Consider the following 21,586-nt stretch of genomic DNA (forward strand, 5'->3'; position numbering starts at 1 on the left):
ACTGATAACTGTCAACTGTTAACTGTCAACGCTCCACCACAACTAGAACCACTTCCAGCCGTGCAGCCGTAACAATAAGGTACGGTTTGAATTTCATCAATAACATCTAAAGTTCCTGCTGCCAAAATTTTCGCTACTGTTAAAGTTTCCCCCGCGCGAGTTTTGGCTGGCAAATTCATCATTTGATTAAAATCACAGTCGTAGATCTTACCTAAATAATCTACAGAAAGTTCATCCCGACACATTAAGTGTTCTACTGTGTTCGGATTAAAATTAGCTTCTAGAAATTCTAAGTATGGAGCATAAAGTTTCTTTCGTTGTAGATACGCTAGCGTACGTCCTACTGGTAAGTTAGTTATTGTAAATAAGTTATTGAATGTAATTCCAAAATGTTCTTGCAAAAAGATTTTATAATCCTTTTCTAGCTTCTGTTGGTCGGGAGTCAGAGAGAAGCGATCGCTGACTGGTAGCTGAGGATTGTATACCAAGTCGAGAATTAATTCAGGCTCTTTACCATAACCTAAGCGATTGAGAGCCTGTATTGCTTTTACAGATGCATCAAAAACTCCTTTGCCCCGCATTTTATCCACATTTGTCGCCATATAGCAGGGGAGTGAAGCAACGATTCTCGTTTGATGTCGAGTGCAATATTCTGGCAAGTCTTCAAAACCAGGTTCAAAGTAAATCGTTAAATTAGATCTAACAATAACTTGCTTACCATGTTGGTGTGCGGCTTCAACTATAGGTTTAAAACCGTAATTCATTTCTGGCGCGCCACCAGTTAAATCGACAATTTGAATTTCGGGAAAACGTTCAATGACTTGAATTAGTTGGTCGCAAATTTCTGGTGACAGTTCCTCTGTTCGTTTTGGACTTGCTTCAACATGGCAATGAGTGCAAGCCAGGTTACAGCGTTTACCTAAATTTATTTGTAAAACTTTGATTTGACTTTTAGTTAAAGGCGTTTTTAATTTACGAGCGAAAGGTGTAATTGATGTTTGAATCATGATTTGACAAGTACTTTTCTTTTGCGATCGATAGTTAATGGTCAATTTCCGATTCATCTCAACCATCAACCATCAACCATTAACTATTAACTATTAACTAACAACATCCGCCCCCAGTATAGTGCCAAGTCGAATTAGTTACTATAACTTCACTTGGCATCAAAGCAGCAAGTTTAGCTGCTGTTTTATCGCAGACTGCGGCTGGAATTCCTTGTTGAAGTACATGTCCGGCTGAGTCATCAAAAAAGGGTTCTGTCCCGGCATAAATGGCTGTTTTACCTGTAAAAATACAGGCTCCATCTTCTGGAATTGGTACTTTAAAAGATACGGAATCGAGGCTTTCTAAAAGCAAATTTTCTTCCAGGTTATATGTATGACAATCTAACAAGCGATAGGGACGACGCGCCCGAATTTCAACTTGTCCAAAACCAGCATTTACAATCTTCTGGGTGTACTCATCATATGTAAGTGCGCCCGACAAACACATCGCCCGCAGTCTTTCATCTTGTTGCAGGTGAACTGGAATCGGACGAGTGGCAATTGGATCGCTCATTTGCAAGCGTCCGCCTGGTTTTAGCACTCGCCAAGCTTCTTTTAAAGCAAGAGTTAAATCTGCTGGTTCAAATATATTAAACAGACAGTTCTGCGCTACTACATCCACAGATGCATCTGGCATGGGGAGATTAAAAGCATCACCTGCCCGAATTTCGACAAAACTAGGATCGAACCAAGGATTTTCTGTCACAGCAGCTTGTAGGTTCCGTGTAGCTGCTTCGCGCATGGCTGCAACCGGATCGACAGCAATCACAGCACCAGGACGACGAGAAAAATAAGCAAATTGTAATGCCTCTAAACCGCCGCCAACGCCTACATATAACACTGTCGGTTGGTTGGCTAGTTCAGTAGGGTGAACAGTTGTACCGCAACCGTAGTTCATCTCCTGCATTGCCAGGGGAATTTTGAGTCCAGGTAGTTGCAGGGGACTGCTTTGCACACAGCATAGACCCACTTGGGGTGTTTCTGCGACTTCGGAGTAAAACTTTGCTGTTGTCTCTAAATAACTCATTGTCAGCTGGAGTAAAATGCCGAGATGAATATGGTATATTCTTTGGCACTGTGTTCTACTCTAGCGGATTTTTACTCTCGCGAATCCTCATAAAGAAGTAGCGGTTGACGTTTTGACGCAGCAGAGACGAACTGGCGATCGCCCTGGGGTAGCTAAGGACAATCCGTGTCAAAGCGATCGATTTTTTGTTGCTTGTTCTAAAAAATGACGCACGCCTTCGCTCATCTGTAATAAATTAGGCTCAATTTTTTTACCTAAAAAATCCTCAACCACATGGGCTATAGTCCCAGTCAGAAACCAAGGCACTCCTTTCATCTGATGCGGATCGATACTCATTTCTCCCCGACTCTGAATTAAAGTTGTATCACCCTCAGCAATGAATTGATTCTTCCCGCCACAATGCACGGCTTCTGTGAAAGCATGAGTTTTGATTTGCCATTCCAGCGTCAGCTTTGATTCATCCCAAGTATTGTATTCCGTCCAAGAAAGCATATCTTCGCTGAGAATTGCTCTAGCTGCGGCAGGAATTTCACCACCACCATGCCATTCATTTATGGTGTAAACTTTGCCGTTTTCTTCGCGCCGAGATTTGATTTGAACCGATCGCACGTTATGCATGTAGGGAATGAGATCGTTCAGCTTATCTCGGTATGTAGCGTAGACAAGGTGACATGGGAAAGGAATGCGGGTATCAGCCGAAATATTTGTCATTTAGTTCAATGTTTCTTAAATTCGGTCGTAGCTAATCCTCAAGATTGTAAAAAAGCGATCGCCTTTTTACAATCCGCCAGAGAATTAGTTAACTGAGTATAACCCCTGTTGCAACCTTGCAACTACAAATGTGTCCTCTATGTCCTGTCTCCTGTTTTCCGTCTCCTGTTAACTTTACTTGAATGACTCTAGCTGATCGACTCGCAACCAAATATTCGGAGTTGGTACATGCCCAAATACGACTAAAGCATAGTCACCTTTAACATCTAAAACCTCTCCTTTAGTTTCAAAAATATAGCTGGGAAAGCGAGAATCGCTAGCTTTTGCTTCTAGGCTATTTTCTAGCTGTTCGCGCACGGCACGAACCATATCCCCTCTTTTAATCGCCATATGCTGCTCTTTAAAATCGCTAAACTATATTCTTTTCGCATTTTACAGTTATCAGGGAGCAGGGAGTAGAGAGCAGGGAATTGATATTAATTCCGAATTCCCTCGCCCCTCATTTCTGGCATTGCGGACAGAAGTGAGCCGATCGCCCAGCTAGACGCAGCTTTAGTATGGGAGTATCGCAGATGCGGCAGGGTTTGCCCGCTCGGTTATAAACCCAAGCTACACCGCCATAATTACCGTTAACGCCTTGGACGTTGAGAAAATTACTAAAAGTCGTCCCACCAGCGTTGATACTCGCTTCTAACACTTCAAGAATGGCGGTTTGCAGGCGCGATATTTGTGGCGATCGCAAATCCGCACATAAAGTCTGTGGTTGCACGCCAGCACGGAACAACGCTTCGTCAGCGTAGATGTTACCTATGCCTGCAACGATTGATTGGTCTAATAAAGCATTTTTGATCGGACGACGGCGATCGCGCAATTTTGCCGCAAAATACTCCACAGAAAAATCTGGAGAAAACGGATCGGGACCCAATGTTGCTAATCCCGTCACGACTGATTCAACTGCTCGTTCTGGAGGAACCCACCACATCTGTCCGAAAGTGCGTTGATCGACGAAGCGCAATTCCCAATTCTCAGCAAAAAATAATCGGACTCGCGTATGTTTATGTAAAGGTTCGTCCCGTGGAAGCCATAACAACTGTCCAGTCATTCGTAAGTGGACGCACAACCACGATCGGGAGTCGGTAGGGGCGCACTGCTGTGCGCCCGTACTAGGGAGTCGGGAGTCGGTGGTAACTGGTAACTGGTAACTGGTAACTGTTACTAACTCTGCCAGCAAATACTTCCCGCGTCGATGCCATTGGGCGATCGCTTTTCCCGAGATGCCGTTGAGAAAATCTGTCACAGAAAACGGGTAGGCAATGGTGCGATCGAGCAACACATCCCCACCCGTAATTTCTCGATTCAGGGTGACTTGATTTGCACCCCGTCGAACTGTTTCTACCTCTGGTAGTTCAGGCACGATTTATCGTTTTTCGGTTCCCTGATTGCCACCACCTTCTACCAGTGGATCGCTACTACCGGATTCTTGTACGGCAGCACCTTTAGCTGTAGATTGTCCAGCTTGTCCTGTCTTGCGGATATCTTCCTGAATGGGAGTTTGCTGACCACCAGAAGCCACAGGCGTAGCCTTCTTCGCTTTAGCTTTTGGTTTTTCTATTTCTAGAAGTTCAAAATCAGCAAAGTTGTTAGTATTTACGCCAGCATAGTTCACCTTATCAAAGCGAACGATGACTGGATACTTGATGCCGCTTTTGTCAACAGAAGCAACAAGACCAACATCTTGATACCAGTAGGATTCTCTTCTTAAGATCCGCACTTTAGAACCACGTTCAACCATGAGTATCTTCCCTGTTATAGATAATTGCTAATCGAGCGGGTTAATAGCATCAACATACAATGTTTTGGTAATCTCACAATCAACTGTTAAGTTATCTGAAGGGGTGAGGAGGCGCACTCGCTCCTCACCCCTATTCTTGCCAGCGAACTTGGACGAAGTGAGCAGTGCGTCCGGTTTCGTCGCGAACATCTGCGATCTCAACTATTTCCAAATTGAAGGGGATAGCTGTCGTGACATAGCGCTGTGCTAGCATTCCCAGTTCGGGGGTTAAATTGGCTGCGGCTGTTGCTGCGACTCCTAACCCTAACATCTGCTCGATCGGCGATCGCGGTAGCAGCAGATGCATACCCATGACTAATCCCAAGCCTAGTAACAATCCTACCGACACATTCGTACCGCAACGGGGATGCAAGGCTAAATTCCACTCTCCATTGGTAAGACGCTGAAGGGCTGCCAGCACTGCCCGTTGTAGTTCGATTTTATTCACCTGACCGTAAATGTAAAAGCCTCGTTCAGTAGATAGACCGCCTAACGATTCGTTGTCTTTTTGCTGGGACGAAAAACGAGGATATGGCGATCGCCCTGACTGGCTTAAGAGCCAAACTGTAGCGTGTTCTAGTGCATGAACTTGCCTCAGCGTCAACAGTTCTTTCAACCCAGGAACAAAGGGAAGGTGCTTGACCAAATCCGCGTCTTGGGTAGGCTGAGGAATATTCTCCTCAAAATTGAACCAAGGGATTAACGATTCAAAAACGTTGTCTGGGGCAAAATTGTTCATACCAACACCGCTAGTAGCAGCCCGATCGGAGACTTTTCTCTTAATCTAGCGCTTACTACTTTAAAGCAGTCGAGCCGCGAAATTTCGCGACTCGACTATTGTTAGAAAATTTAATTGCTAGAAAACTTCGCGATCGCCACTCACGGGTAAAGGGCAGCAGTTAACATCGTTAAGACAGACTTTCCCCCACTGTAAAGCCCATCGCACCAAAGATACGCGATTTTCTGTAGCTGTTTTAGTCAAAATATTACTGATGTGATTGTCAACAGTACGCTTGCTAATTTCCAATTTTTCTGCTATTTCCTGATTGGTCAAGCCAGCAGCTACCAAATCGATGATTTGTAGCTCTCTTTCTGACAGGGAAACAGGGTTTTGAGACTCGCCACCAGCCATGAAGTATTTTTTCCTTAGTAGATCTACTCACGCTCCTCTTTCAATTCTAGAGGATTCTTCTAGTGACGATCCTCTATCGTTTTATAAGTTCGACTAGTATTTTTGCTCTATGAGCTGACATTGGCGCAAAAAGATAACTGTAATAAATTTAGTAAAGCTTAATTAAGTAATATTTGTTACTTAAAGAAGAAGTAGTGAGTGGCTAGCGGCTAGTGGCTGGTGGAACCAAATTCTTAGTTTCGGTCTAGTCACTAGTCACCAGTCACTAGTCACTGATAACTGACAACTGTTTCTGTTGTAGGGTATTGGTAAAGTCGTACATTCATTAAATGCTAGCTGGAATGAGTAATTCTCGCGTGCTGTGCTTGGGTGAAATTCTGTTCGATCTCATTGCCGATCAACTAGGGCGATCGCTCGAACAAGTTGAGTCTTGGACACCCTATCCTGGTGGCGCACCTGCTAATGTCGCCTGTGCTTTGGTCAAACTCGGTACAACTTCTAGTTTCATTGGCTGTGTGGGTAAAGACGAACCAGGAAATACCTTAGTCGAGTTACTAAAAACTGTAGGAGTCGATACGACGGGGATTCAACGTCATCCAACAGCACCAACACGGCAAATCTATGTTACCCGCACTGAGTCGGGCGATCGCATTTTTGCAGGGTTTGCCGATTACGACACGGCAGAATTTGCCGATACGCATCTACAAACGTCTGCTTTGCCTGTATCCCTATTTGAGGACGCTGATTTTCTGGTACTGGGAACTTTAGAACTTGCTTATCCCGAGAGTGGTGCTAGCGTCCGCCGCGCTTTACAACTCGCAGACCAATACAACGCCAAAATCTTGTTAGATGTCAACTGGCGACCTGTATTTTGGCAAGATCCCGCTCAGGCTGTCGCGACAATCTTAGAAATCGTACCGCAAGTCGATTTTCTCAAACTTTCCAAAGAAGAAGCACTCTTGCTGTTTCAAACAGCCGATCCAGGGGCGATCGCCTATCGCCTCAATACCGTCGAAGGAGTGCTGATCACGGATGGAGAAAATGGTTGCGCTTATTGTTTGTCAGAAAATGAGGGTAAAGTCCCTAGTTTTTCCGTTCCTGTCGTGGAAACCACTGGTGCGGGTGACAGCTTTGTCGCTGGCTTTGTCCATCAGTTATGTCAACGAGGTATTCACAGCCTTACCGATGCAGCAATTGCCAAACAGGTTGTCACCTATGCTAGTGCGGCAGGGGCGCTGACGACAACCAAACCAGGAGCGATCGCCGCCCAACCCACCGCCGCAGAAGTGGAAGCTTTTTTAACAAGGAATGAGGGGTAAGAGAGTGGTGCTAATTGGTAGTTGGTAGTTGACGGTTGACGGTTGACGGTTGTTTTTTGCTCCCTCAGCTCCCTCAGCTCCCCCAACTCTCTTCCCCTACTCCCCTTCTTCAAGGATTTGGCGCTGACTGGGTATTGCCTGGGGAAGAAGGAGTTGGGAAAGAAGGATTTTGTTGGCTGGTGGGAGCTGGTGCAGTTTGGGGAGCAACACTGCTAGAACCATTGCTAGGAGAAGCATTCATGCCATTGCTAGTACCACTCAAGCCGCTAGGAGCGATCGCGCTTTGGCTGGGAATTGCTGAGGGATTACCGGGAAGGTTTGTCGCGTTGGGATTAGTCCCTGTGGTTCCATTACCGCTATTCGGGCTGAAGGGGTTGAGATAGGTAAAGTTGTTGCCTTTAGCAGGTTCGAGATTAGATAATCGGGACGATGATGAAGATGTAGACGAGCCACCAGCACCACGACTGTAGGCAGTTGATAAATTACTACTACTGCCAGGACTAGCACTATAGGGGCTGTTGCTGATGCTAGTAGGAGACTGGTAACGACCCATTGTCGATTGAGAGTAAGGGTTGTCTACATTATTGGATAAAGAATCGTTCAACGACGCAGGCGATCGCCGCTGATTTGCGACTCTTTCATCTAGCGGATCTGTGGTATCTAGGGAGTTGCTACCACCGCTACCAGAAGAATCGGTACTTCCACCAAAAGCAGAATCGCCGCCTGATGCAGTTCCAGCACTGGTATCTGAAGGGAGATCGATAGGATTTGCGGTGTCAAGGGGTGCGGCTTGACTCGGTTCGGTGTTGTCCCCTGAAGGATTTTGTCCGCCGTTGGGATTACCAACAGCACCACCTGTACTCACAGCAGGTGGACGGGATGGCTGTAGCGACAACAAAGGAATGCACAGCAAGACTCCACCACCTAAAACTGCCGCGATCGCCATCACAATTTTTTGCTGCGGACTCAAATAATTATACGTTCTAACTAAATTTCGCAGATTCATTGTAATTTTTCCTGATAACGGTAATTGGTAATGGGTAATTGGTAAGAGGTAAGAGGTAAGAGACAGAATCTTAACTTACGACTTACGACTTACGACTTACGACTTACAAAAACTCTCTCGGATCGGTGACGTAACCTGTCAAGGCGGAAGCAGCAGCTGTGTAGGGGGAAGCGAGATAAATTTGCGCTGACTTATCACCCATGCGACCGGGGAAGTTACGATTAGTCGTAGAAACGCAAACTTCCGGCTTGTTCATCCGCCCGAAAGTATCTTTTGGTCCCCCCAAACAAGCGGCGCAGGAGGGCGCAGCGGGTTCGATACACCCAGCTTGCAAAAAGATTTCTGATAACGACTGCCCTTCGTACTTGATCGTAAATAAGTCGTTGTAGACTTTTTGCGTCGCAGGTACGAGGTATGTGGGTACTTTGACTCGCTGTCCTTTGAGAATATGGGCGGCGTGGATAAAGTCTTCAGTTTTACCCCCCGTGCAGGAACCAATGTACACGCGATCGATCTTGACATCACTGCATTCTCTTGCAAGGGCGCGATTGTCTGGAGAGTGGGGTTGAGCGACAACTGGCTCTAACTGCGAGACATCGTAACGGCGATCGCTGTAGAATTTGGCATCGGAGTCGGTGTAGACTGGCTCGAATGGTTTATCGGTACGGGCGCGGACGTACTCGAAGGTGGTATCATCAGCCGCGATCGTCCCATTTTTACCCCCAGCTTCGATCGCCATATTACACAGGGTCATGCGGTCTTCCATTGTCATGCGGCTGACGGTTTCCCCGGCAAATTCCATCGTCCGATAGTTGGCTCCCGCAACGCTAATATCGCCGATAATTTGCAAAATCAGGTCTTTCGCCAATAAGTAATTGGGCATTTCACCATCGAGGACGAATCGCATCGTGGCAGGAACTTTAATCAGTAACTTGCCCGTACCCATAATAAATGCTGCATCGGTGTTACCAATTCCAGTGGCAAATTGACCGAAAGCGCCAGCATTGCAAGTATGAGAGTCAGTCCCAAATAAAACTTCCCCGGGGCGGGTATGCCCTTCTTGGGCGAGGGCAATGTGACAGACCCCTTTATAATCTGGATTAGCTTTAAAATTGCCGCGATCGGTGATGTCGTAGAAGTATTTAATCCCCTGTTCTTGAGCGAAATCGCGTAGAATATCTACGTTGCGATTGGCGCGTTCGTCGGCGGTAAAGATGTAGTGGTCTGGGATGAGGACGATCTTTTCAGGGTTCCATACTTTTGTATCCGCACCAAACTCGCGCTTGAAGACACCGATTGTTCCAGGTCCGCAAACATCGTGTGTCATCAACAAGTCAACATCCACCCAGATATTTTCCCCTGGTTCGACCGCGTTTCGACCGGAGGCTTTAGCTAAGATTTTTTCTGTCAGGGTCATCCCCATAGCGATCGCATTCCTCTCTTCCGACACATATCTACAGGATCTATGCTACTTCGCGATCGGCGGTTGCGTTTTAAAGATACAGCAAAAAGATACAGCCAAAGGTCTTGCTTGGTTGCAAATACAGTGGAATTTCTGGTTGTTGCTGATGGAGATTAATGCCCCCTTTATAAGGGGGTTGGGGGATCTACATAGATTGTTATGGATTGTTTACGGATGCAAAAATTCCACATGCTCCCCAGGGTGCGCTTGCAATTCTGCGATCGTTCCCTGAGCAGACATTCTTCCCTGACGCAGAAAGATCGCCCAGTCAGCTAAATGAATCACGCGAGGACGATGGCTGATCAAAATTGTGGTTTTGCCACGACGATGGTAGAGCAACTGATTTAATACTTGCGATTCACTTGCCGGATCTAACCCTGCTGTGGATTCGTCGAGAATTAAAATGGGTGGATTGTTAACAATAGCACGGGCGATCGCCAATCTTTGTCTTTGTCCGCCCGAGAGACTCGCGCCAAATTCACCTAAAACTGTTTGATACTTATCAGATAACTTTGCAATAAACTCATCTGCTTCAGCAATTTCGCACGCTCTGACAATTTGATCGAAGCGAACGTGAGGCATTCCTAACCGAAAGTTTTCAATAATCGAACGACTCCAAAAATGCGGTTCTTGAGGTACTAAAATTACCTGTTGTCGCAGGCAATCTAATGAAATATCTTGAATGTTATATCTGCCAATCCGAATGTTACCCGACTGTGGCTTATATAAACCTGCAATCAGTTTAGCTACCGTGCTTTTACCGCAACCTGACTTACCGATCAACGCTATAACTTGACCTCCAGGAATTGTCAGTAAAAAATCTTGCACGACATCTGTTCTACCAGGATAATGAAACTCAATTTTAGAACAGACAATATCGGCTGTATCGGAAATATCTACCCAAGGTTTTTGCTTTTCATCTTTGATTTCTGGTGGATGGGTAATTACTTCTTGCAAGCGAGAATTAGCTGTCTCGATGCGAGCAAACTCATCGACAAAATCGAGTGAGGAAATGATAAATGTTGCGACATTGCGATTTAAGGTAGTAAAAGCTAGTAGCTGACCGAGACTGAGTTCTTTTCCTATAACCAAAGTACTGCCAAACCAAAGTAGAGCTACTCCACCCACGTCTGCAACTAGCCCAGAAAAGGTATTATTGATAATACCGATTTGCATTGTCCCAAATGCTAGATTCGCTAGTTGACCAAAACGACTTTGAAATTCCTCCCAAAACTGGGGAGCCGCAGCAGTTGTTTTGAGTGTTAGCGCTCCCTTGAATGTTTCTACTAAAATCCCTTGATTTTCTGCTTCCGTAACTAACACTTTACGAGTTTTTTGTTGCAAGCTTGGTAGAAATAAAATTGTAGATAAAGTCATCGCTCCTACTAAAAAAACAGCAAGCAAAGTCAGTTTTTGACTGTACATTAGCATGAAAACAAAGGAGACTATAGCGACAAATAGCTCTCCCGGCAAACTGATAATAGCTCGTGAGAGCAATAAATTTATTTCTTGAATATCTCGCAGTCTACTAACAATTTCTCCACTGCGCCGCGATTCATAGTAAAGTAGGGGCAATCGTAAAATTTGCCGTCCAAATTCTAGAATTAAACCTAGTTCTATTCTCTGAGCAAAATGAGCGATCAAATTGCTTTGTACCAGTGCCAAACCACGCCTGATGAAACTCAGTACGATGACTGCCAGTACTACAGATGTCAGTAGTTGCAGATCGCCCCGAATCAACACGTCATCTGTCAAGATTTGGAGTAGAAACGGAGTTGCTAGAGACAATAAACCAACGGCGAGGGCGCAGCCAAATGCTTCGGCAAGAATGGCACGATATACCCAAAGTCGCTGTATCCACTGTTCAAATCGATTGTCTTGTTCTCCAACTTGAGCGTAAAAGCGGACGGGATCGGGTTCTAGTAGCAGCAAAATCCAATCTGTCCAGCCTTCTAGCAACTCCATACGCGACAGATAACGCATTCCAATCGCCGGATCGGCGATCGTGTATTTTTTCCCCTGCTTGCCATACAAAACCACCCAGTGATTGCCTTTCCAGTGAATAATGGCTGGTAAGGGGAGTTGTTGTAGCTTCCACAAAATTTCTGGAGATGCCCTGACAGAACGAGCATTAAAGCCTAAAGCTTCTGCACCTCTACGCAAACCTAGCAGCGTTGTCCCTTGGGGTCCCGTGCCTACTGCTTCTCTAATACTATTAATTTTCAGCAGTCGTCCGTAGAATTTAGCAATAGCGGCAAGACAAGCAGCGCCGCAATCTTCTTCACTGTGTTGGAGAACAAGCTTTTGTTTCACGTTTTTTGGTTCTACAATTAAGCTGACTATTTCTCAGACAAACAGATGGAAGCGTTTCTGTGAAAATGTCTATAAGAATCTAAAAATTTGTCTGAATTTACTCAAAGCTTTGTTGGCTCAAGACTTAGATATAGCGATTCTATTTGAGTCATGAACCGATCGTTGTGGTGGTTGACTGTTAACAGTTGACAGTTAACCGTTAACCGTTAACCGTCAACCAGCAACATCCCAGATTCACAAATCATTTAGGCTCGCTATAGTGTAATCAACTGTACAAAACCGCGATCGCAAATTAATAAACCTTAATGTCTTGAGAACGAATGCAATACTGCTTAATTATTTGCCTCAATTGCAGGCGGCGATCTTCAATTGTCTGGGAAACTTTAACGATCGCCACGATAAATATTTATTTGAGTTGTAACTCAAATAAAATTGCTATACAGTAGCGATACTTAAGTATTTAGACTTGCAAAAAATATGTTGCAATTTAAACCAAAATTCTTTATGATTTTGCTGCCAATAGCATTTCTGACATAAATTTACCCGAACAAAAATTATTTTTTTCGGAAAAATTAAACTGAAAAATTACAGCTAAAAATCAAGAATTATGAACTTTCAAGTTGGCAATATTTGGAGTGAAGAAAATAGCTGACACCCACTCCTATCCGCCTTCTTCTGCCCGATCGAAAACTATTTAAGTACTAGCTAATGCAGTCGGAACCAAATAAAAACAGTGTCTTGCGTTTAGTCCGTCAGGACATACCCAAGAACCCACCAACTGAAGCAAATCCTGCCTTCTTACGTCCAGTTCAGAGTAATGAGTTTCTCCCTCCTGTGAGCCTGTGGACGACTTTAGGTGGATTGTTGCTGCTCGGTACAGTGGGTATAGGGTTAGCTCTGGCGGCTACGATTCATTACAAAGCAATAGTAAAAGCTGCTGCTACTATCCGTCCGGCAGGAGAGACGAGAATAGTCCAAGCCGCGATCGCTGGCTCCATACAACAGATTTTGGTCAAAGAAAACCAATCAGTCAAAAAAGGACAGGCGATCGCAATTATCGATAACGCTCAACTCTTGACAAAACAGCAACAGGTGACGGGCAACATCAAAAATAACGAACTGCAACTGGCTCAAATTGACGCTCAATTACTATCCCTCAAAAGACAGCGTGACTTTGAGTCAGGCTTAATCGGGCGCAATGTTGCTGCGGCTACTGCCCAACTGCAACGCTATCAACGGGAATATCAGGATCGACAAATCACATCCCAAGCTCAAGTGCAAGAAGCAACAGCAGCACTAGAATTATCAAAAGTTGAGATGGAACAGTTCAAGCAACTGGCAAATACAGGAGCGGTGACGCAGTTACAAATTAAAGAAAAAGAACAAGCATTTGCTGCTGCTGAAGCTAAACTCAAAGGAGCTAAAGCCGCGCTAAATCCTACAAGTGCAGCGATCGCAATGGCAACAGAACAAGTTGCCCAAGAGCGAGCCAAAGGCGAGATCTCCCTAGCTAATTTAAACAAAGACCGAGAGGTGTTACGGCAGCGTCGTCTTGCCCTGGAAAATGAAATCGATCGCGCCGCTAGAGAACTACAGCAAATCCAGCACGAGCTGAAAAAAGCCGTTCTCTTCACCCCTGACGCTGGTAAAGTCTTGAAACTGGAGTTACGCAACCCCGGACAAGTCGTAAATATCGGGCAATCGATCGCGCAGATCGCTCCCAGTCAAGCAGCGCTAACAATTAAAGCGCGGGTAGCTGCTCAAGATATCAGTAGTATTCAAATCTGCCAGCAAGCGGCAGTTGCAGACTGTAAAACCGGAAGAGTGCAGTTGCGGATTTCTGCCTATCCTTATCCCGATTACGGTATTTTACGAGGTGCAGTCAGGGCAATTTCTGCCGATGCGATCGTCCCCGAAACTCAGTCACCCAACGCTGCCTTACCTTACTACGAAGTCACGATTCAGCCAGAAAAACCTTATCTAGTCAAAGGCGATCGCTCCTATCCACTCAAACCTGGAATGGAAGTTAACGCAGATATCGTTGCCCAAGAAGAAACCGTGCTGAAATTTTTACTCAGAAAAGCAAGGTTACTGACGAGTTTGTAGTTGTTGGTTGAGGGGTGACGGTTGACGGTTGACAGTGACTAGTGGCTGGTGACTAGTGGCTGGTGACTCAATACATCTCGGTTAGTGAGGCAAAGATCTTGGCGATCCCCCAACCCCCTTAAAAAGGGGGCTTTGTTCCCCCCTTAGAAAGGGGGGTTAGGGGGGATCTTGCCTTAACCGAAAAGTATTGGCTGGTGACTAGTGGAACCAGAATTGCTCCCTATTCCCTACTCCCTACTCCCTACTCCCTGCTCCCTACTCCCTGCTCCCTACCAGAAAGGCTATTTTTAGCAATGTCGCGGACTTTGGCTTTCAAATTGGGTGGAGCGGCTTTTTCTGCTTGTGCAAAGAGGCGATTGGCAGTTTGTCGATCGCCTTGTTCGATGCGGATCAGGGCTTTATTTACCAAAGCTGCAACATTGTCTTTTTCTTGTAAGAGGACGCGATCGTAAGTGGATTCGGCTTTTGGTAGTTGTTCGGTTAGTTTGTAAAGCTGAGCTAAATTCAATTGAAGTTCCAGTCTTTCTGGCTCTTGCCTGACGAGTTTTTCCATTAACGGAATGGCTAAATTTGGCTGTCCTTGTTGGATACGTAGGTTTGCTAGCTCGACTAAAGCATCAAAGTTGCCAGGATCGTTTTGTAGAAGTTGCTCGTAGGCTTGAATTTTGCTGTCTGTATCTAAAGCAGCTTTGGGTGCGATCGCTAGTGGTTTCCCACCCCACAATGAGGTGGCAGCAATTCCTACAACTCCTAAGATACCTATACCTGATAGGATTAGGGGCAAGCTTTTGCTACCGAGCATCTGTTTGAAAATAAACGTTTGCTGAACGGGAGAAAGTAGTTGTTGCTTTAAACCACTGCCCAAATCTTGTTTAGGTTGCGTTTGGTGCAGCCTTTTCAACTCTGAGACTAGCCAGAGAATCGGTGTAGCTGCACCAGTTGGTTTGAGTTGGGGTACGCCTGCAAACGTGACTAGCGGGATGGCAGAGTAAAATTTTTGATAGTTCGCTTTGGCGGCATCTAGACGAGATAGGAGGGGTTGAATTTTTTCCTCAATTTGTAGCAAGCTTAACGGTTCTGGGGCGAGTAAATCGCATTTGGTAAAAACTAGGGCGATCGCGTATTTGATATTATGTTGGTTGACTAAAGAGGCGATCGCTACCACTTGATCGATCGTTTGTGTTAGTTGTGGTAGATAAGCAGCATTGTTTACTAATGCTTCTGCATTAACGAACGCACAGCAGCCGTGAGAACTCAACACGAGTTTTTGATATTTGGGGTTATTAAAGTCGCAAGATTCTCCTGGTAAATCCCACCAACTAAAATCGCAAAGAGTTTTGGTTTTCCACCAACCATGCCGCTTCAAACTAAAGTTGAAATTGGCAATTTTCATTGTGGGTGGCGGATATTGACCTGTTTGTGTAATATAGTTAAGAACTTTCTCAATCTTTTCTTGCTCCTGACCGTTGTGGCTATCAAACCATAATTTCTGTGGGCGTTCTGCTATAAAGCCCGAGTGAAGTTCGATGTAGCTCCCAGCCAAAAACACTGTTTTGCCTACTCCTCTTTGACCGATACTCAATAAATTTAATGTTTTGGTCTTGTTGGCACTGCTAGATTGCTGATTCATGTGCTTTAAGATCGTATGTTTTAGAGTAGTAGCGGTCATGAGGAACTCGGAAGTCATAAGTTAGAAGTTAGAAGTGTATCCTATAACTGAAATTGAACGTGCAGAAGTGAGATATATATATCTTTTTACTATTCACAAATAAATTTAAAAATTAAACATATAATCTTGCTGCTTTAATATTTTAATTTTGGATGATTTTGATTATCGATCGCAAGTCAAAAAAAATCGCGAGGAAAAAATTAGTCCTCGCTTGTTACGAGCTATCAATTACCATGAATGATTGTAAAGATGAAGTCATAGATTTCAATCAAGCTGAAGCTAACTGCAAATTCTCGATACATTCATATTTTTAGATCTGCCAAACCCAAATAGCGCACTCCAACCGGAGTTACCTCAAAGCGGCAAGGCAAAACCTCCAAACCTAATTGCATAGCTTCACGCAACAGTTGACCGTAGACTGGATCGGCAGCATCACCGGGAGCAAACTGCGTACAGTCTCCACGGTTAATAGCATAAAACATGACTGCCCTTGCGTGAGGCAAAAGCGCGCTTAACTCTCGTAAATGCTTTTGTCCCCGGATGGTTTCCGTGTCAGGGAACATAGCTAATCTCTGTTGCGCCCATGTCGTGCTTTTAACTTCAATATAGATCGGGCGATCGCCAGTCAATAAAAAGTCTACGCGGCTTTTACGATCTGCACCATAGGGAACTTCACAGCGAATTTGGCTATAGCTACCGAGTTCGGGAAACAGTTGTTGTGCCAGCGCCAGCTTGACAATACGATTGGGTAAAGCAGTATTCACAATTACCCAGGTAGGCTCATTATCGTTGACTTCAATCGCCTCCCAAGTATAAGGTAATTTGCGCGTGGGAACCGAGCTATACGACACTAGTACCCGACTTCCAGGCATACAAATCCCCGTCATGGGACCAGTGTTGGCACAGTGTGCCGTTACCACTTCCCCCGTTTCCAGCTCAATGTCAGCCAGAAAGCGCTTATAGCGTTTGAGCAAAATTCCAGCATGGAGAGGTGGATAGGTGTAAAGCATAATTATCAGTTGTCAGTTATCAGTTATCAGTTATCAAGGAGTAGGGAGCAGTTAATTCCGCCTTACGACTTACGACTTACGACTTACGACTTACCACTATGTATCAAAACCAACTCAAACACAAATTACAGCAGGGCGAGGTTGTTTTGGGATTATTTACCAACTGCGCCTATCCTGGGTTTATTGAAATTTGCGGACATGCAGGTTTGGATTTTGTTGTTATCGATCTAGAACACGGTTCTCTTCATACTCTAGTAGCGGAAGATTTATGTCGCGCCGCTGACTGCGTGGGGTTAGCACCAATTATCCGTGTCAGTCAGAACAATCCAGCCCAGATCCAAAGAGCGCTCGATGTTGGTAGTGCGGGGGTACAAGTGCCGCAAATCGAGACGAAAGCCGATGCAGAAGCAGTAGTAAGGGGAGCAAAGTTCAGTCCATTGGGGGCGCGAGGGTTGTCACTCTATACCCGTGCTGGGGTGTACACAGCCGCCGGAACGCAAAGGATCGAGCAGTTAAATGAAACATCTTTGGTTGTCGTTCAGGTCGAAGGCAAACAGGGTATTGATAACTTAGCAGCAATTGCCAGCATCCCCCACATTGATGTTATTTTTCTCGGTCCCTACGATTTATCGCAATCTTTGGGAATTGCCGGACAAGTACGAGATCCCCGTGTTGTTGAGTTGATGCGCACTGGAGTAGAAACTATCCGTCAGGCTGGCAAAGTGGCGGGGACGTTTGCCGACACTCCAGAAATTGCCCAGCAATGGATTGCAACTGGTGTACAGTTTGTTGCTGTGGGTGTGGATGTAGGAGTTTTTCTGCGTGCTTGTCAGGCGTTAGTTAAAGCCGTGCGATCGCAGTGAGCCATTTAAAGCGAACTAAAAAACGATCGCCCCCGAAAAGAGCGATCGCTATTTAACCGTTGACTGATAACTGTTAACTACACCAAAACAGATTGCATCAAAGGCTGATCTTGAGGTAGTTTACCCGATCGCAACCACTCTTCCATATCGGCTGGAGCTTGAGCGCGGTTGAGTCGTTCCCGCAGTTCTGCACCTTCAAGAATTTCTTTCTGTAATAACAACTGGGCTGTTTCTTCCAATAACTCCTTATTATTGGACAAGGTAGCTAACGCAATGTGATGCGCTCCATCGACAATTTCTTTCACCTCGCGATCGATCTCCTCGGCGACTCTCGGACTAACGGAACGGCGCGGATTACCATAACCACCGAGAAACTCTTGTTGAGTCTTTTCAAATGCTACGGGTCCCAGGTCATCGCTCATACCATATAGGGTAACAGCACGCTCTGCTAAATCGGTAGCTTTTTGAATGTCGTCACTCGCACCAGTCGAGACTTTACCAAAGATTAACTCTTCCGCCGATCGCCCGCCTAACAGTGTAGCAATCCGACCGCGAATTTCATCCTCAATCATCAAAAAGCGGTCTTCTTCCGGTAACTGGAGAGTGTAACCCAAAGCACCAACACCGCGTGGCACGACAGAGATTTTCTCGACTCTACCCGCACCTGGCATCAAAGCGGCAATAATTGCATGACCGACTTCGTGATAAGCAACCGTCTTTTTCTCAGTTTCATTGAGTACCCGCGATCGCTTTTCTAAACCACCAATAACTCGTTCGATTGCTTCGTTAAAATCTGCCTGGGTGACAGCATCGCGATTTTGTCGTGCAGCCAATAGCGCCGCCTCGTTGACTAAGTTAGCTAAGTCAGCACCAGCAAAACCGGGAGTCCGCGTAGCGATCGTACCTAGATCGACATCCTCGGCTAATTTAACGTTTCTCGCGTGGACTTTAAGAATCGATTCCCGACCGATTTTATCGGGACGGTCTACGACTACCTGACGGTCAAAACGACCAGGACGACGTAATGCAGGGTCTAAGACTTCAGGACGGTTCGTTGCAGCAATGATAATCACACCCGTGTTGGCATCAAAACCATCCATTTCAGTAAGTAACTGGTTCAGGGTTTGTTCCCGTTCGTCGTTCCCACCAGGGAAACCATTCGCACCACCGCGAGACTTACCCAAAGCATCTAACTCATCAATAAAGACGATACAGGGAGATTGTTGCTTCGCCTGGACGAACATGTCGCGTACTCGCGCCGCACCGACACCGACGAATAGCTCGATAAATTCCGAACCGGAGATACTGAAGAAGGGAACACCAGCTTCACCCGCGATCGCTTTTGCTAGCAGAGTTTTACCCGTCCCGGGAGGACCCACCAAAAGCACGCCTTTGGGAATTTTCGCGCCCAAGCGGGTATATTTACTAGCATTTTTGAGAAAATCGACAATTTCTTGTAGTTCTGCCTTGGCTTCATCAACCCCGGCTACATCGGTAAACTTCACGCCAGTACTACCCTCAGAGTAGATTCGCGCTTTACTTTTACCAACAGTTAAAGCTGCGGGACCACCACCGCCTTGACGGTTGAGTAGAAAACCCCAAATCCCAAAGAAAATTAATGGAGGTACGACCCAACTTAGAAGAGTACCGATCCAACCACTATTACTTGGTGCTGGAGCAGTAAACTTAACATTGTGATCGCGCAGAATCTTAGGTAAATCTAAGTCAATTGCGACTGGCGTAGTTGTGAGGACTTGGTTTGCCGGAAGGCTACTTTCCGGTTGGTTAGGATCTGCTTTGAGAGTAAACTCAATGCGATCGCCGCCTACAATAGCTCTATCTACCCGATTTGCTTCGACTTGTGCAATGAAGTCACTATAAGCAACCTGTGGCTGTCTCGCTCCAAAACTAGGAACAATAAAGTTGAGCAGTAACAACACAGTCAACAAAATGAGTAAACTGCCACCAAACTGCCGGACTCTAGGCGGTTTGAACTGGCGATTATTATTAGTTTCAACAGGCATTTTGATTAATTTTTATGCATCATTTTGTACGTATTGTAAAGAATTTCAACACTCTAACGGGTTCGGTGACTACCCCATGTACCTATCGCAACAGCCGAACTTTCTTGAGGGAGTAGGGAGTAGGGAGTAGGGAGTAGGGGAAGATCGAGAGGAAATCACGTCTTAATCTTTTTCAACAAATGATAAATGACAAATCAGGAATGACAAATATATTTAAGGACTTGAGAGAAAGTTATATGAATGCTTTTGAGGGATGGAAAGAACAGTTATGGTTTATTGCAGAGCTAATAATTATCTCTGCCGCTGTGTCATATCTGATTAAATATGGTGGTGCTTACTTGCCTGTGAGTGGTACATCAAGCCAAGCACTATTTATCGTATTATTACCTACCGTCGTTATGGCGATCGCCTTATATCTACGATATCTATTTCACAAGAGTAAGCGATAAAAGGTAAGGGTAAGAGCAACTACCAACTACCCATTACCCATTACCCATTACCCATTACCCAATTACAAATGAATCTAGGTCAGTGGCTCGGTTTATTAGCCATCGTTGCTTCTATTTATATTCTGTGGCAAATTCGCCAAATTCTTTTATTATTATTTGCCGCAGTTATTCTATCAACTGCCTTGAATCGGTTAGCAAGAAGATTTCAGCGATCGGGAATGCGGCGATCGCTTGCTGTTGTCCTGTCAGTTGGTATATTTCTAGCTGGAGTTATTGGTTTTTTCTGGTTAATTGTTCCACCATTTATCGAGCAGTTTCAAGAGCTTACAGTCAGGGTTCCTAGAGGGTTAGAGCGATTCAACATTTGGATAGAACAATTAGGAACTCGCGTTCCCCAGCAAGTAGCTCCATACTTACCAAATGTAGATAGTCTGAGCAAACAAGCACAGCCATTTTTCGAGCGCGTCTTGGGCGGTTCTTTTGCTTTCGTAACTAGCTCTTTAGAATTTATTATCAAGTTTTTACTCGTATTAGTATTAACGGGGATGATGTTAGCTAATCCCCATGCTTACCGTCAGGGCTTTGTGAGATTATTCCCTTCATTTTATCGCCGTAGGGTAGATGGAATTTTACACGAATGCGAGGAGTCGTTAGGCAAATGGCTGACTGGTGCTTTAATTAGCACGAGCGTAGTTGCACTGATGAGCATGGTGGGACTATCGGTGTTGCGAATACCAGCAGCTTTGGCATTGGGAGTTTTAGCAGGGTTTCTCAATTTAATTCCCAATGTCGGTCCCACTATCAGTGTCATTCCACCTATGGCGATCGCGCTGTTAGATACGCCGATCAAATCCGTACTCGTATTCGTTCTCTATTTTGTGATTCAACAAATTGAGAGTAATTTTCTAACACCATATATCATGGCGCAGCAGGTATCTTTACTACCAGCCGTAACTTTACTAGCTCAAGTATTTTTTGCCACGTTCTTCGGCTTTTTAGGTTTATTACTGGCGCTACCTCTAACTGTAGTAGGCAAAATTTGGTTTCGTGAAGTCTTGTTAGAAGATGTACTAGACCGCTGGCAGTGGGGTGGCAAGCGAGATCCTACTGGACTCGATTCATTGTGCGGGTTGCACGATCCCAGCAAGACAAAGGAAAATCTTTCAAATTCAGATGATGTAACTAGTCAAGAGCGATCGATTGTAGATGAATTTTCCCCAGGAGTAGAGAGCAAGGGAGAAGAGAGTTGAGGGAAGGTCGTAAGTCGTAAGTCGTAAGTCGTAAGTCGGGAGCCGGGAGTCGGGAGTCGGGAGTCGGGAGTCACTGATAACTGACAACTGACAACTGACAACTGATAACTGTTCGCTCTTTTGGCTGGCTAATCTATTCCTTTTCGTAGGTACGATTTTTTTTCTCTAGAAATATAACTAAAATGTGAAGAGGTTTAAATTATTTTTAATCATTGGACTAAGTTAAGTGAAAATCATTTAAGTTGCGCTACAATTCTATTCCACCCCCGATTTGTAACTGTGCAACAATAATGTAAATCCTAGACTAAGAGCTTGCTACCCAAGTAAGAATACTCATGACAGTCTGGGAAAAGTGACAGATAAAAGAC

18 protein-coding genes and 1 pseudogene are annotated in these 21,586 nt (G+C 45.1%); 5 read left to right on the forward strand and 14 right to left on the reverse strand.

Annotated elements, in window-relative coordinates; translation table 11 throughout:
- Positions 1–11: 11 nt before the first annotated feature.
- From arsS to pedR, 8 genes and pseudogenes are all read right to left on the reverse strand, one after another.
- Positions 12–1,007 carry an arsenosugar biosynthesis radical SAM (seleno)protein ArsS gene (gene arsS, locus QH73_RS22855; RefSeq protein ID WP_039714708.1) on the reverse strand — a complete coding sequence of 332 codons (996 nt, stop codon included), beginning with the start codon at positions 1,005–1,007 and terminating at the stop codon, positions 12–14.
- A 97-nt stretch (positions 1,008–1,104) separates the two neighbouring features.
- Positions 1,105–2,073 carry an arsenosugar biosynthesis arsenite methyltransferase ArsM gene (gene arsM, locus QH73_RS22860; protein WP_039714321.1) on the reverse strand — a complete coding sequence of 323 codons (969 nt, stop codon included), beginning with the start codon at positions 2,071–2,073 and terminating at the stop codon, positions 1,105–1,107.
- 168 nt (positions 2,074–2,241) lie between these two features.
- Positions 2,242–2,784: a hypothetical protein gene (locus QH73_RS22865; RefSeq protein ID WP_039714320.1), complete on the reverse strand. Its 543-nt coding sequence runs from the start codon at positions 2,782–2,784 to the stop codon at positions 2,242–2,244.
- 174 nt (positions 2,785–2,958) lie between these two features.
- On the reverse strand, positions 2,959–3,174 hold the full coding sequence (locus tag QH73_RS22870; RefSeq protein WP_039714319.1) for an NAD(P)H-quinone oxidoreductase subunit O: 216 nt from the start codon (positions 3,172–3,174) through the stop codon (positions 2,959–2,961).
- 109 nt (positions 3,175–3,283) lie between these two features.
- A complete protein-coding gene (locus tag QH73_RS22875; RefSeq protein ID WP_039714318.1) occupies positions 3,284–4,198 on the reverse strand; it encodes a DNA-formamidopyrimidine glycosylase in 915 nt (304 codons plus the stop codon).
- A 168-nt stretch (positions 4,199–4,366) separates the two neighbouring features.
- A pseudogene (locus tag QH73_RS28425) lies at positions 4,367–4,576 on the reverse strand (photosystem I reaction center subunit IV); the annotation flags it as partial.
- Positions 4,577–4,706: 130 nt separating this feature from the next.
- Positions 4,707–5,354, reverse strand: coding sequence for a DUF6391 domain-containing protein (locus QH73_RS22885; RefSeq protein ID WP_039714317.1), 648 nt, complete (start codon positions 5,352–5,354; stop codon positions 4,707–4,709).
- Between the two features lie 117 nt (positions 5,355–5,471).
- Complete coding sequence (pedR, locus tag QH73_RS22890; protein ID WP_015154161.1) at positions 5,472–5,747, reverse strand: photosynthetic electron transport-dependent transcriptional regulator PedR; 276 nt, start codon at positions 5,745–5,747, stop codon at positions 5,472–5,474.
- A gap of 341 nt (positions 5,748–6,088) precedes the next feature.
- On the opposite strand from pedR, the gene QH73_RS22895 reads away from it, so the two are divergent.
- Positions 6,089–7,066 carry a carbohydrate kinase family protein gene (locus tag QH73_RS22895; RefSeq protein WP_039714707.1) on the forward strand — a complete coding sequence of 326 codons (978 nt, stop codon included), beginning with the start codon at positions 6,089–6,091 and terminating at the stop codon, positions 7,064–7,066.
- 109 nt (positions 7,067–7,175) lie between these two features.
- On the opposite strand, the gene QH73_RS22900 is transcribed toward QH73_RS22895, so the two are convergent.
- The 3 genes from QH73_RS22900 to QH73_RS22910 all read right to left on the reverse strand — a co-directional run bounded on the left by QH73_RS22900 (position 7,176) and on the right by QH73_RS22910 (position 11,847).
- A complete protein-coding gene (locus tag QH73_RS22900; protein ID WP_039714316.1) occupies positions 7,176–8,072 on the reverse strand; it encodes a hypothetical protein in 897 nt (298 codons plus the stop codon).
- A gap of 103 nt (positions 8,073–8,175) precedes the next feature.
- Positions 8,176–9,522 (reverse strand): 3-isopropylmalate dehydratase large subunit, encoded by a 1,347-nt coding sequence (locus tag QH73_RS22905; RefSeq protein ID WP_309476521.1) that lies wholly within the window; start codon positions 9,520–9,522, stop codon positions 8,176–8,178.
- 180 nt (positions 9,523–9,702) lie between these two features.
- Positions 9,703–11,847: a peptidase domain-containing ABC transporter gene (locus QH73_RS22910; protein ID WP_039714314.1), complete on the reverse strand. Its 2,145-nt coding sequence runs from the start codon at positions 11,845–11,847 to the stop codon at positions 9,703–9,705.
- Between the two features lie 708 nt (positions 11,848–12,555).
- Here QH73_RS22910 and QH73_RS22915 point away from each other — a divergent pair.
- Positions 12,556–13,953, forward strand: coding sequence for a beta-barrel domain-containing protein (locus QH73_RS22915; RefSeq protein WP_132867491.1), 1,398 nt, complete (start codon positions 12,556–12,558; stop codon positions 13,951–13,953).
- A 241-nt stretch (positions 13,954–14,194) separates the two neighbouring features.
- Here the strand turns inward: QH73_RS22915 and QH73_RS22920 are convergent, their stop codons facing one another.
- Positions 14,195–15,640, reverse strand: a complete 1,446-nt coding sequence (locus QH73_RS22920) for a tetratricopeptide repeat protein (protein WP_052289881.1) — start codon at positions 15,638–15,640, stop codon at positions 14,195–14,197.
- 284 nt (positions 15,641–15,924) lie between these two features.
- The gene (sfsA, locus tag QH73_RS22925; RefSeq protein WP_201278298.1) at positions 15,925–16,632 is read right to left on the reverse strand and encodes a DNA/RNA nuclease SfsA; all 708 of its coding nucleotides are present in this window, start codon (positions 16,630–16,632) and stop codon (positions 15,925–15,927) included.
- Positions 16,633–16,730: 98 nt separating this feature from the next.
- Here sfsA and QH73_RS22930 point away from each other — a divergent pair, with 98 nt between their 5' ends.
- On the forward strand, positions 16,731–17,495 hold the full coding sequence (locus QH73_RS22930; RefSeq protein WP_039714312.1) for an HpcH/HpaI aldolase family protein: 765 nt from the start codon (positions 16,731–16,733) through the stop codon (positions 17,493–17,495).
- 77 nt (positions 17,496–17,572) lie between these two features.
- Here QH73_RS22930 and ftsH read toward each other — a convergent pair whose 3' ends face one another.
- On the reverse strand, positions 17,573–19,519 hold the full coding sequence (ftsH, locus tag QH73_RS22935) for an ATP-dependent zinc metalloprotease FtsH (protein WP_039714311.1): 1,947 nt from the start codon (positions 19,517–19,519) through the stop codon (positions 17,573–17,575).
- Positions 19,520–19,719: 200 nt separating this feature from the next.
- Between ftsH and QH73_RS22940 the strand changes: the two genes are divergently transcribed.
- Complete coding sequence (locus tag QH73_RS22940; RefSeq protein WP_236147138.1) at positions 19,720–19,968, forward strand: hypothetical protein; 249 nt, start codon at positions 19,720–19,722, stop codon at positions 19,966–19,968.
- Positions 19,969–20,036: 68 nt separating this feature from the next.
- On the forward strand, positions 20,037–21,218 hold the full coding sequence (locus QH73_RS22945; protein WP_052289880.1) for an AI-2E family transporter: 1,182 nt from the start codon (positions 20,037–20,039) through the stop codon (positions 21,216–21,218).
- Positions 21,219–21,586: the final 368 nt, after the last annotated feature.

The sequence above is a fragment of the Scytonema millei VB511283 genome (assembly GCF_000817735.3).
GTDB classification, from domain to species: domain Bacteria; phylum Cyanobacteriota; class Cyanobacteriia; order Cyanobacteriales; family Chroococcidiopsidaceae; genus Chroococcidiopsis; species Chroococcidiopsis millei_B.

Coding starts and splice junctions, on each gene's coding strand:
- QH73_RS22865 (WP_039714320.1), bottom strand. CDS start 2,784: ATGACAAATATTTCGGCTGATACCCGCATTCCTTTCCCATGTCACCTT.
- QH73_RS22930 (WP_039714312.1), top strand. CDS start 16,731: ATGTATCAAAACCAACTCAAACACAAATTACAGCAGGGCGAGGTTGTT.
- QH73_RS22885 (WP_039714317.1), bottom strand. CDS start 5,354: ATGAACAATTTTGCCCCAGACAACGTTTTTGAATCGTTAATCCCTTGG.
- QH73_RS22900 (WP_039714316.1), bottom strand. CDS start 8,072: ATGAATCTGCGAAATTTAGTTAGAACGTATAATTATTTGAGTCCGCAG.
- arsM (WP_039714321.1), bottom strand. CDS start 2,073: ATGAGTTATTTAGAGACAACAGCAAAGTTTTACTCCGAAGTCGCAGAA.
- QH73_RS22895 (WP_039714707.1), top strand. CDS start 6,089: ATGAGTAATTCTCGCGTGCTGTGCTTGGGTGAAATTCTGTTCGATCTC.
- QH73_RS22940 (WP_236147138.1), top strand. CDS start 19,720: ATGACAAATATATTTAAGGACTTGAGAGAAAGTTATATGAATGCTTTT.
- QH73_RS22915 (WP_132867491.1), top strand. CDS start 12,556: ATGCAGTCGGAACCAAATAAAAACAGTGTCTTGCGTTTAGTCCGTCAG.
- QH73_RS22945 (WP_052289880.1), top strand. CDS start 20,037: ATGAATCTAGGTCAGTGGCTCGGTTTATTAGCCATCGTTGCTTCTATT.
- QH73_RS22920 (WP_052289881.1), bottom strand. CDS start 15,640: ATGACTTCCGAGTTCCTCATGACCGCTACTACTCTAAAACATACGATC.
- ftsH (WP_039714311.1), bottom strand. CDS start 19,519: ATGCCTGTTGAAACTAATAATAATCGCCAGTTCAAACCGCCTAGAGTC.
- sfsA (WP_201278298.1), bottom strand. CDS start 16,632: ATGCTTTACACCTATCCACCTCTCCATGCTGGAATTTTGCTCAAACGC.
- pedR (WP_015154161.1), bottom strand. CDS start 5,747: ATGGCTGGTGGCGAGTCTCAAAACCCTGTTTCCCTGTCAGAAAGAGAG.
- QH73_RS22870 (WP_039714319.1), bottom strand. CDS start 3,174: ATGGCGATTAAAAGAGGGGATATGGTTCGTGCCGTGCGCGAACAGCTA.
- arsS (WP_039714708.1), bottom strand. CDS start 1,007: ATGATTCAAACATCAATTACACCTTTCGCTCGTAAATTAAAAACGCCT.